The sequence below is a fragment of the Paenibacillus sp. ISL-20 genome (genome assembly GCF_018613005.1).
Lineage (GTDB): Bacteria > Bacillota > Bacilli > Paenibacillales > Paenibacillaceae > Paenibacillus_AQ.
On record NZ_JAGGRD010000055.1, the window covers coordinates 48959 to 59834 of the forward strand.

The 10876-nt window shown below is 48.6% G+C and carries 8 protein-coding genes; all 8 read right to left on the minus strand.

The window, feature by feature from the left end:
* Positions 1-505 precede the first annotated feature (505 nt).
* A complete protein-coding gene (locus tag J7E85_RS27275) occupies positions 506-2404 on the minus strand; it encodes a helicase-related protein (protein WP_215163099.1) in 1899 nt (632 codons plus the stop codon).
* A gap of 205 nt (positions 2405-2609) precedes the next feature.
* Complete coding sequence (locus tag J7E85_RS27280; RefSeq protein ID WP_215163100.1) at positions 2610-3032, minus strand: hypothetical protein; 423 nt, start codon at positions 3030-3032, stop codon at positions 2610-2612.
* A 220-nt stretch (positions 3033-3252) separates the two neighbouring features.
* Positions 3253-3975, minus strand: coding sequence for a response regulator (locus tag J7E85_RS27285; RefSeq protein ID WP_076324006.1), 723 nt, complete (start codon positions 3973-3975; stop codon positions 3253-3255).
* A gap of 4 nt (positions 3976-3979) precedes the next feature.
* The gene (locus J7E85_RS27290) at positions 3980-5134 is read right to left on the minus strand and encodes a sensor histidine kinase (protein WP_215163101.1); all 1155 of its coding nucleotides are present in this window, start codon (positions 5132-5134) and stop codon (positions 3980-3982) included.
* A 45-nt stretch (positions 5135-5179) separates the two neighbouring features.
* Complete coding sequence (locus tag J7E85_RS27295; protein ID WP_215163106.1) at positions 5180-7882, minus strand: stalk domain-containing protein; 2703 nt, start codon at positions 7880-7882, stop codon at positions 5180-5182.
* Positions 7883-8335: 453 nt separating this feature from the next.
* Positions 8336-9541, minus strand: coding sequence for a methionine adenosyltransferase (gene metK / locus J7E85_RS27300; protein WP_215163102.1), 1206 nt, complete (start codon positions 9539-9541; stop codon positions 8336-8338).
* Between the two features lie 226 nt (positions 9542-9767).
* Entirely contained in the window at positions 9768-10055 is a 288-nt protein-coding gene (locus tag J7E85_RS27305) for an alpha/beta-type small acid-soluble spore protein (RefSeq protein ID WP_215163103.1), read from the minus strand.
* 183 nt (positions 10056-10238) lie between these two features.
* Complete coding sequence (locus J7E85_RS27310) at positions 10239-10748, minus strand: hypothetical protein (protein ID WP_215163104.1); 510 nt, start codon at positions 10746-10748, stop codon at positions 10239-10241.
* Between the last annotated feature and the right edge of the window lie 128 nt (positions 10749-10876).

Genomic DNA, 10876 nt, shown 5'->3' on the forward strand with positions numbered 1-10876 from the left:
GCACGGCATATTCCCGGAAGTTCCCGGGTGAATGAACCTGTTTTTCCACAAGTAAGGCAGGTTTCGTCAATTGGTTTGAGCAAACGATGCATATGCCCGAGCAGATGGTTAAAGACATTTGATATCAAATATGCTCCTTCCTTTCTCAGAGAGATAGAATAAAGAACAGCGTTCAACGAAATAAAAAGAGTACAAATCATACAGCGCGTGCATATCGCATACCCATTGCCACGATTGTCGATGTATGCCTGGTAGTATTTTTCTCAACTAAATTGGAATTGTTAAAATGATTCCTGTTCCAGCCTTATTTCTGTTCCTTCTATCATTCGATTGTGGCTGTTTCATCTATCAATCGTTTGTGATAGAGGAGTTATATGAAGAATTATGAGGCTCCATGAGGTTTCATGAACTATGAGCTATGAGAGTCTATGAGAGCCATGGGAGTACTTCAGAGCTATGAGAGTCTATGAGAGCTAACACTAAATATCAAGTTTAACTCAACCCCCTAGTCATTCGATAATTCCTGAACTGGCCGTAAATACCCGCCTTTACGTGCGATTCGGTTCATCGCCTTGATTTGCCGGACTGCCGAGCTTTGGCTCCGAGTCCATTGGGACGCACCAAATACCACCCGTCCTGCCGGATCATCCTTGGATCGGCCCGCGCGGCCGGCCATTTGAACCAATGCAGCTTCGTCAAAAAGCTCACTGTCCGCATCTAAAATAAACACGTCACTTTTCGGAACCGTTACCCCTCGTTCAAGAATGGTCGTTGTAACAAGCAAGCGAATCTCACGGTTACGAAAGGACATCACTTTGCTTGCCCGTTCCGGATCGATGGATGAAGTTCCTTCAATCGGCATATTGGCAATGGCCTTGCGAAGCAGCTCCAGCATCGGATCAATATGCTTAATGCGGGAAACAAACAGGAACACTTGAGCACCACGGGAAAGAGATGCGCTCAAACTACGAACCAAGGGTGGGGGAATCTTTTTTTCCTGTAGACAGCGGTTCACCGTCGAGATTTTCAGCTTTTGCGGCACTGGTAATGGATGACCGTGGAAGCGTGCGGGGACTTTAGCATGCGGCAATCGTCCTGCAGCTGCCGCACGCTGTAAAGGCGTTGGTGGAGTGGCTGACAGATAGATATACTTCCCCCCTGATTTGCAAGCTCCTTTGGCCGCGAAATCCAGCATCGGATCATTATGATAAGGAAACGCATCAATCTCATCGATCACGACCAGGTCAAAAGCTCTCCTGAAACGCAAAAGTTGATGCGTCGTTGCCAGTGTGATGCTCCCTTGCTTCCATCTGTCCGGACTTCCCCCGTATAACGTGACCACTGTCTGTTCCGGGAAAGCCTTAGATAAGCGTGGTGCCAGCTCCAGCACCACGTCCCGTCTTGGCGCGGCAACCAGCACGCGCCCACCCGCATCCAGAATAGACTGCAGCAGCGGAAAGATCATTTCGGTCTTTCCGGCACCTGTCACCGCCCAGATGAGAAACCGGGCGGGCCCCGCGGAGCCCCCTGCGGGCGGCTCCGCCAAAAACTGCAGCGCAGCGCCAGCAGCGGCGCTCTGCGCTGCGCTAAGCCCCCACCGGCCCAAGGCCGCGGTGGGGGAACCCCCGGCCGTGCCCCGCACGGCCGATCCTGCTGCGCCATGCAGCAGCAGGGCACAGGCGCGGCTGCGCCCCATCGCGAGGCAGGCCTCGCAATAGGCGCAAGCCGCCGAGCCGCACGCGGCGCATGCCGTGCGGCTCTTAGCCTCGCTGCCGCATCGCCGGCAGCGAAGGGCCATGGCCCGGCGGCGCAGCCAGCCGGGCGCACCCTGCGGGGCGGGCTGTGCCAGCCCCGCTTCCAAACGCAGGCGGCCCAGCAGGACGCCGAGCTGGGCCGCAGAGCGCCAGTCGCCGGTGTCCCCGGCGACTTCCGCCAACAAGGCCTCGACCTCGCCGGCAAGCAAGGCTCGTCCTGCCATGCACTGAATCAGCAGCTCCGCCTGCTGCATCAACAAAGCCCAATCCTCAACCACATTCCTCTTTCCGATAAAGGAATTTACATACGATTCGTCAAACAGCTGAATCTCCGTAAACAAAACACTCCATTGTGATCTGTTTCCTTCAGGCTCTTGTAGTAAGAACGAATTTAAGCCCTGGAACAAATATTTCTGCCATTCCGATTTCCCCCATTGATCCATGTCTCGGTTGGATCGAAATCTCTCTTGAATGACAACGGCCCACCCTAATGGAACTTGTGTTGATAACAGCACTAATGAGCATGCGCCGGCTTTCTCATCCGTCCATCGTTTCACTCCATACCACCATTGAAAATCCACCCGCATATCCAGCGAGAGACAACACTTCCATTTCTCTGATGTTCGAATGGCATAAATGGCAATCTGCATGACATCAACTCCAATATCGAGACATATAAGCTGGTAAAAGGCCAAGTGCTGGTACGTTATTAAGAAGCACATGTTTCATTTTGATATTAGATAGCCGCTCCTCCCCAGAAACGCAAAAAACACACCCTTCGCTTACGCTAGGAGTGTGCTTCACGCCTTTAACAATATGAATACGAACCTGGTAACCAAAACAACTTGCTGATGTTTATCCCTGTACATATGGAATCCGAACAGCCTCCATCGGGTTTCTTAGATCGATCCGTATTACTTCTTCTTCATTCGGAACGGCACGCATTTCCCGTGATGCCGAGTCATCGGACTTCCAAGTCCCATATACCAGTTCAATTCCGGACAAATGGGTCAGTCTCTGGACAATCTTAAGCGTATCATCGTACGACTGATCATCAAGGACGGTGACACGCACGCGCGTCCCGCTCAGCAGGGCATACCATGAAAGGGCTCTCAAATACCATTCCACCTGCTGCTCATGGTTGGACGTGATCAGCACATAATGCCTGCGCCGCTCCGTGCCTTCACCAGCTCTTCTAAGATGACGGGCATGCACGATATGAATCAGAGCAACAGCAATCCCGTACACCGCGAGTATCCACAGCAATTGGGCAACCATGAGACTCACCTCCTTTTCTTATCAACAATATATGCTGATCAGGAGGGTACGGTGACAGTGATGTAACCAGAGCCCACACAGAACTTAATGGGAACGGCTCAAACACCATAAGAAAAACGCCTATCGTGTTACTTCAACCTATAAATCATCATAACAAAAAGGAACCGCCCTTGGCAGTTCCCTCCCTATGTAAGACGCGTCCGTGCATTCGGATCGGCGATTACAACGTCACCCAGCCATATTTGATCGAGTTGATAACCGCTTGCGTACGGTCGTCCACTTCCATCTTCTGCAAAATGCTGCTGACGTGGTTTTTTACAGTTTTTTCACTAATGAACAGGTATTCCCCTATCATCTTGTTGCTCTTGCCTTCGGCCATTAGTCTAAGCACTTCCGCTTCGCGCCTTGTCAATGGGTTATTCTCGCCTGCCACAAACTTGACTCCAGCCTCACGCGAACCGCCCTCAGCCATAGCGCCTGCTTCGTTTACATAAGTCATTCGGCGGAGCTGTTGAATGAGCTTACCCGTAACTTTCGGATGGATAAATGCATATCCCTCATGTACCGAACGAATCGCATTAATCAGTGACTCGGCTTCCATATCCTTCAGGAGGTAACCGTTTGCTCCCTTACGGAGCGTTTCAAACACATAACTTTCATCGTCATGAATCGACAGAATGATAACTTTGATCTCAGGAAACATTTCACGTAGTTTCTCAGTTGCTTGAACGCCATTTTCGGTGGGCATGTTGATATCCATCAGCACGATATCCGGCTTCACTTCGTTACAGAACTCAAGCACTTGAATTCCATCGCCGCATTCTCCGATAACGTCAATGTCGTCCTCCATATTCAGTATACGCTTCAGACCCTCCCTAAACAGCTGGTGGTCATCCGCTAATAATACTTTAATAATCGCGTTCTCTTTCTCCAAATGTTCCATCCGATTACTCCTTTCTCTTTTCTACGTTCGTCGGGATATGAATCACGATCTTCGTTCCTTGATTCTCAGCTGAATCGATCTCCATTCTCCCTTCGAGCAGCTCAACCCTCTCCCGCATGCCAATTAACCCAAAGTGGTCCTTGCTTTTCTGCTCCAGCAAATTGACATTGAATCCCAGGCCATTGTCCTGTACAACGATTTTGACCAATTGCGCCTGGTACGTGATTTCAACAAGCACATAAGTCGGGTAAGCATGTTTTGCAGCATTCGAAAGTGCTTCCTGCACCAACCGGTAGATGGCCGCCTCCATCGCAGAAGAGAGACGATGCTCTTTTCCCCGTGTCTCGAAGATCGTGCGGATTTTCGATTTTTCTTCATAATCATGCACGTATTTACGCAATGTGGGGATTAATCCTAGATCATCGAGTGCCATTGGACGCAGATTGAAAATGACTTTTCGCATTTCCTCCAAGCTCGATCGAACCTGGCCCTTCAAATCTACTATTTCGTCCTGCACCATCTTAAATTCCTGCTTTGCGAGCATTCTTTCTACAATTTCCGTCCTAAGAACCAGATTCGCCAGCAATTGTGCAGGTCCATCATGAATCTCCCTGGATATGCGCTTCCGTTCTTCTTCCTGCGCCAAAATAATTTTGAGACCAATGACCTGTCTGTTTTTCGCAGATTCGATGATTCGAGATACCTGACCCAGCTCTCCGGACAAGTATTCCAACACCACGCCCATTTGAGATCCGATCGATTCTGCGCGCTCCACCGAGTTCTCGACACTACGAACCCGCTTCTGCAGCTCATCTCGTCTTGCCTTCAGATACATTTCCTTCTCCCGGTAGATCATGAGGTCAAGCTGTAGCTGGGTTGCTTTCTCATACGCCTGCTTGATGTCCTCTTCCTTGTACCGGACAAAATCCCGGCTGACCTCGGTCAGCCGGATCCGGGAACGGCGGTAGTTCAGCTCCAGCTGATCTACCTTCTCTAAGGTTTCCGTCGTTTCTTTTAATGTCCGCTGCAGTTCATGATTGAGAGACGTGAGCTCTTGCCGCGACGCCTCCAATATTTCGAACATTTGGTATTTGCTGTCCTCCATCACTTTGATGGCATTTTTTATGACACGGTCGATGGCATCGGCTTGATAATCCACGCACTCTACTCCATTTCTAACGTTTCATATACATATCATACCATATCACGATTCGATCGTAACGGTCTTCGTGTTCTTGTCCCATTTTACTTTAAGGCCTAATTGCTCGGAAACGAGACGAAGAGGGACCAAAGTCCTACCACCTTGGACCATAGGTGCTACAGCCGCCGAACTGCGCTTACCGTTTAGAGTGAATTCCTTCTTGCCGACCGTTAATTCCATGAACATGCCGCCCCTTAGAACACCTACCCGCTGAGCGGATTGGTTCCAGGTTGCTTGCCCGCCGAATGCGTCGAGCACGTGCTTAATCGGAACGTAGGTCGTTCCATTTTTCAGAATTGGCGCCGAATCGATTGCCACTTTCGAACCATTCAGCATAAGCGATTTTTGCCCAATGGTCATGACCGCTTTGCCGGTTGGAAGTCCTTCATTCCCGGATAGAGAAGGCATTGTGAAGCGGATATCGTCAAAAGATACAGCTCCTGTCAATGCACGCTCGTCCTGGCCTTCTTCCACGTTCACCACATACAACCGCTTCATCTGTGCCGGGAATGCAATGTTGTGTCCGCTGAGATCGAGGTTCAGTGTCTTCCAACCGCTCCAATCAATCGCTTTTGCCAAGTCAACGTACACGGTTTTCCCGTTATTGTCTTGGAGTTCAGCGCGCAGCCAGTTCAGGCTGTTATCTCCCTCCACATCAATCGTCATGGCCGTGGCCTGTGCAGGAATCACTTTGCCAGTTGTGCCATTCAACTCGGCGTAAGCGTACATTTTTTGCCCTAATCCGCCTGTCATATCATAGGTCAAATTCAAGACTTTGGACGATGCTTTTGCTCCGCTGCCATTTTTGATCGCTGCAGTCCCGGTAACGGCCGGCACATTGGTCGTGAACTTCACCGGATAATTCACATTCTCGAAGTTCTCCCACGTGCTTTCGCCCGCTGCCGACAAAATAACGACCGTGCTAAAGCCGTCATAGCGTGCGATGGCATAACCGACTTTCGTATTGCCATTCACGGAAGATACGGTCAGGCGGCCGTCTTTGACGCTGCCTTCAAATCCGATAAACTCCCATTTCAGTGCGCTACTCGGAACCTCCAAGCTTTGGCCGTTGCTCGTTACGGCCGTCACCGGCACGGAAACGCTCGTTCCTGCCTGCAGCGGTGCACTTGATACGCCGGTAGTCAAAGCAACAAGATCATTCGCGCCCAGCACCTTGACTTGCATTGTAGCTTTCGTACTGCCGCTTACTGCCGTCAGTGTTGAGGCGCCCGGCTTCGTCGCTTTAATGCTTTGTCCGTTGACCGCTAGATTGCCGTTGCTGGACTTCCAAGTCGGTTTAATCGAACCTGCCTCAATGGGATTATAGTAAGTGTCGTAACCCTTTAGTTCATATGTGCCGATTTGCCCGATCAGGAGCGTGTTGCTGCCACTTACTTTCAAGCCTTTCAAACTGCCCTGAGGTGCTGTGGAGAACACGCCAAGTGAGTTAACGATGCTGCGCTGCGTGGTGCCGTATTCCGTGTTGAAGGTCAACTGCGTATTCATCTCGGCTAACGGACGGTTTACCATCGTTGTCGATCCGCCGCCGTCGAGGTTCATTCCCTTCCATACTCCAACCTTCGTCATAAAATCCTGAAGCTGCTGCAGTGTCATGCCTTTGCTGTTATCGTTGCTCTCCGTTGCAATCAGGTAGGCGTAACGTCCGTCTTTGGAGTAACCTACGGCTGTACGCGCCCTGCTCCCTCCAATCGAATTCACGTTTCGAGAGAATGACGTTGCCTTGCCGTTATCCACCAGAATTGTATGACCGCCAATCATCATTTGGAGTGTAGATGGGTCCAGTTCTTTACCTGATTTCTTGGACACCAGTGCATAATTCGCTTCCAGCTTTTGACCGACAGCCAGATTTTTTTTCACAAACTCTGCTGCAGCCCCATGGGTTCGCAAAATGTAGCTTCCCTCCGGTATCGCTGTTGGCAATCCTGCCATTACTGAAATATCGGTTATGACCCCATCCTTTACCATAACCTCCGTTGGCGTTGTCGAGCTGTTCTTAGGACGTTCAACAGCCTTCCATGCGCTGGTGTAGATATAAGCTGAATTCGCATGGCTATACGTAGCTCCGGTACCCTCTGGCGCATAGGACGTTTTGTTCATACCCGCGAGCGGGAATGAGGCCCCATTCTCAGCTGTAATACCCCCCGAGAATGCAAACTCATCCAGAATAGGCGTTCCATCGTTCGTTACTCCAAAAGCATACATGCCTTTCAGATCCGAAGGCGTTGACATCAACAGACCATTCGATACTTGAGCACCCATCGGAGCCCCTTCGCTGCCGGTATTAAAAAAGTCACCGTTAATAGCAGCTACCGCGCCGTTCTCCTTAGCCATTCCGCCCGTGCTTTGTCTCGTTGTAAATTTATTCCCTTGGCCTGTCATGACATCCAGTTTCACGTATTTGTTGTTCAGATCCACCCGAACGACATTCGCCAGCGATTTTGCGCCTGTACTGTTGATATACTGATACTTCATCAAAACCGCACCGGAAGTAATGATTTCCTCGCCAAGCTTCTTAGCCGATGTTGATGCCGCATAAGCTACCGAGGATGTTGATAGATTCCCTATCACTGGTATTCCGCTGCTCAGCAGAGGACCTACCCAGATGACTCCTGCCAATGTAATAATCAACCATTTCTTGCCTACACCTGATGTTGTAGACTTCAGTGTTTTCCCCTGACTAACCATGTAATCGTAACTCTCCCATCTATCGTTCAACACGGATGCCGAACATATAAAGTCTCTAATTAATAGACTTCATTTTTGCGGAAAAGTTACGAATTTGTTATAAAAAAAAACACTTTCGCGTATCGTACACCAAGTCTTGTAAAATTTGTAGCGGCATTTTATAGAAGTCTATGTAAATCAATCCTATGTTACTATATTATTATGTAAAAGTAACTAGTTTGTCATAAAGTTTATTCCTCGTTTTCCATTTATTCATTAAAAAAGCTGATAACTATAGTGGGTATCAACTTTTTAATTATTTCATTTTTGTCATATTTTCATGTCAGCTGAGTTGAATCTCTACTCACTATGAGAATTAAGAAGCAGAAAAAAGGCATGTGCCGATTTTTTCAGAAGAAAAATTAAATCAGCACATGCCTAATCTTTATATCTGGAACATATCTTAAGATTACCTTAGTTTACGCCAGCTTGCTCTTTCAGTGCTTCCGCTTTGTCTACGCGTTCCCAAGGCAAATCCAGATCTGTACGTCCAAAGTGTCCGTATGCAGCGGTTTGCTTGTAGATCGGACGACGAAGATCCAGCATGCGGATGATTCCAGCCGGACGCAGGTCGAAGTTGTTACGCACAAGCTCAACCAGCTTCTCTTCGCTCACTTTACCTGTTCCGTAAGTATCAACACTAATCGACACTGGGTTAGCGACACCAATAGCGTAAGCCAATTGAATTTCGCACTTGTCCGCAAGTCCTGCGGCAACCAGGTTTTTAGCCACGTAGCGAGCCGCGTAAGCAGCGGAACGGTCAACCTTTGTAGGATCCTTACCGGAAAATGCGCCACCGCCATGACGAGCGTAGCCGCCATAGGTGTCCACAATGATTTTGCGGCCAGTCAGACCAGCGTCCCCTTGAGGGCCGCCGATAACAAATCGTCCGGTAGGGTTAATGAAATATTTAGTTTCTGCGTCCAGCAATTCAGCCGGTACGACAGGAAGAATGACTTGTTCTTTAATATCTTTCTGGATTTGCTCCAGCGTTGCTTCTTCGGCATGTTGAGTTGATACCACGATCGTATCCACACGGACCGGTGTATTGCCGTCATACTCAACCGTTACCTGAGTTTTACCATCCGGACGCAGGTAGTCCAGCGTACCTTCTTTACGAACCTCGGACAAACGACGAGCGATACGGTGAGACAATGCAATCGGAAGAGGCATCAATTCTGGCGTCTCGTTGGTTGCAAAACCAAACATCAGACCTTGGTCACCAGCACCGATGTTCTCGGTTTCCTTGTCCATTTGGGAAGGATCGCGATTCTCCAGTGCAGCGTTTACCCCCTGTGCAATATCGGCAGATTGCTCATTCAGCGATGTTAACACCGCGCATGTATTGTAATCAAAACCGTATTTTGCACGGGTATACCCGATTTCCTTCACAGTATTGCGTACAATGGATGGAATATCCACATATTCAGATTTAGTGCTAATTTCACCAATGACCAAAACAAGACCAGTCGCAACGGAAACTTCACAAGCTACGCGTGCGTTCGGATCGTTAGCCAAAAAAGCATCGAGTACCGCATCAGAAATCTGGTCACAGATTTTATCCGGATGTCCTTCAGTTACGGACTCAGATGTAAATAAACGTCGCCCTGTTAAAGACATGAGATCAACCTCCCATATGAATAGTATGTGATATGTCAAAAGGTCCTACACAAAAAATGAACCTTTTCCGCCAGGAAAAGGTTTGAAATGTACAATCCTCAACATGCATATTAACTTATTTGTTACTAGGTGTCAATCCAGTAAGTAAGCTGTTTTCCAAGGATTTTCTTGGGTTTTTCAATCGGATGTTAGTCAAGGATAAGTTCCGCTTTTAACTGAAAAACGACTACAGTCTACCGAAGAGACTTTGTTCAGCGTTTCGAACCAAACGTTTAGTGATCTCTCCACCAACGGATCCGTTCTCACGGGATGTTAGATGTCCCCATCCAGGACGTCGGCTGGAGGATCCACTTCCGATGGCTCCTAACTCAGAGCCAAATTCCGTATCGGCTCCATTGGAACCGCTAACATATCCCACGGGTAATCCAAATTCTGCTGCAATTTCGTATTTCATTTGCTTCAGCATTTCACGACTCTCCGGTACCACTTGACGGTTACGACTGCTGCGTGCCATGAAAATACACCTCCTGTATTGGTTTTTACAGAAGTATTATTTGTTGATTTCAAAGCACTCACACGTATAAAACGTTGTCACTATTGGCAATAATTATAAGAGGATTATACCAAAAAAAGTTGCCATGCCTCTAAGCAGGTTGGAACAAGTATTAGCAGGAGTTAAACGTATCCTAGTGGATTCCTACTTAATGGTGTACCCGCCGCGGACCATGACAATCAGATTGCTTGTCTGCCCTTCTTTTACCTGTATTCCCCGACCTTCACGCGGAAAAGAAAGTAGATGATTCTTAGGCGCAGTTTCTCCATTTAACAGGTCTTTACCATCCGTAAGGTCTGCAACGCCGCTAGCGACTTCTGTGTAGCTCACAGCATTACCTGAACGCACGATAAACTCCGTTCCTGCATCGGCAATCAGAATCTTTCCTGGTTTCAACGCTACGTTCTTAACTTCGTCGGTACCTTGGGATGGCTGAGTTGGATTTGTAGGATTTGTTGGGTTCGCAGACCCTCCACCACCGCCATTCAGCGCTTGCTGAATTTGTTGGTCAACGTAGCTTTTGGTGACGACCGGGTCGTCAGTGGAACCTGGGGTGGTCCCTGCGCCGGTTGCGGTGTTGTTAAAGCTTGCACCAATCCATATGCCAGCTCCAATCGTCAACGCCGCCAAGCCAACCTTTACATAAGATTTCATTTATAATCTGTTCCTCCTAAGGTAATCTATACTATTTAACTATAAAGAAAAAACCAGAACTGAACAACCCTACTAGGTAAGGCCATGGATTGTTTTTCTCTAGAGAATTAATCGAGTAGGAGGGGGCG

What these genes read in the sequence shown, in the direction of transcription:
- J7E85_RS27275 (WP_215163099.1), bottom strand. Translation starts at nt 2,404, where the DNA reads ATGCAGATTGCCATTTATGCCATTCGAACATCAGAGAAATGGAAGTGT.
- J7E85_RS27280 (WP_215163100.1), bottom strand. Translation starts at nt 3,032, where the DNA reads ATGGTTGCCCAATTGCTGTGGATACTCGCGGTGTACGGGATTGCTGTT.
- J7E85_RS27285 (WP_076324006.1), bottom strand. Translation starts at nt 3,975, where the DNA reads ATGGAACATTTGGAGAAAGAGAACGCGATTATTAAAGTATTATTAGCG.
- J7E85_RS27295 (WP_215163106.1), bottom strand. Translation starts at nt 7,882, where the DNA reads ATGGTTAGTCAGGGGAAAACACTGAAGTCTACAACATCAGGTGTAGGC.
- metK (WP_215163102.1), bottom strand. Translation starts at nt 9,541, where the DNA reads ATGTCTTTAACAGGGCGACGTTTATTTACATCTGAGTCCGTAACTGAA.
- J7E85_RS27305 (WP_215163103.1), bottom strand. Translation starts at nt 10,055, where the DNA reads ATGGCACGCAGCAGTCGTAACCGTCAAGTGGTACCGGAGAGTCGTGAA.
- J7E85_RS27310 (WP_215163104.1), bottom strand. Translation starts at nt 10,748, where the DNA reads ATGAAATCTTATGTAAAGGTTGGCTTGGCGGCGTTGACGATTGGAGCT.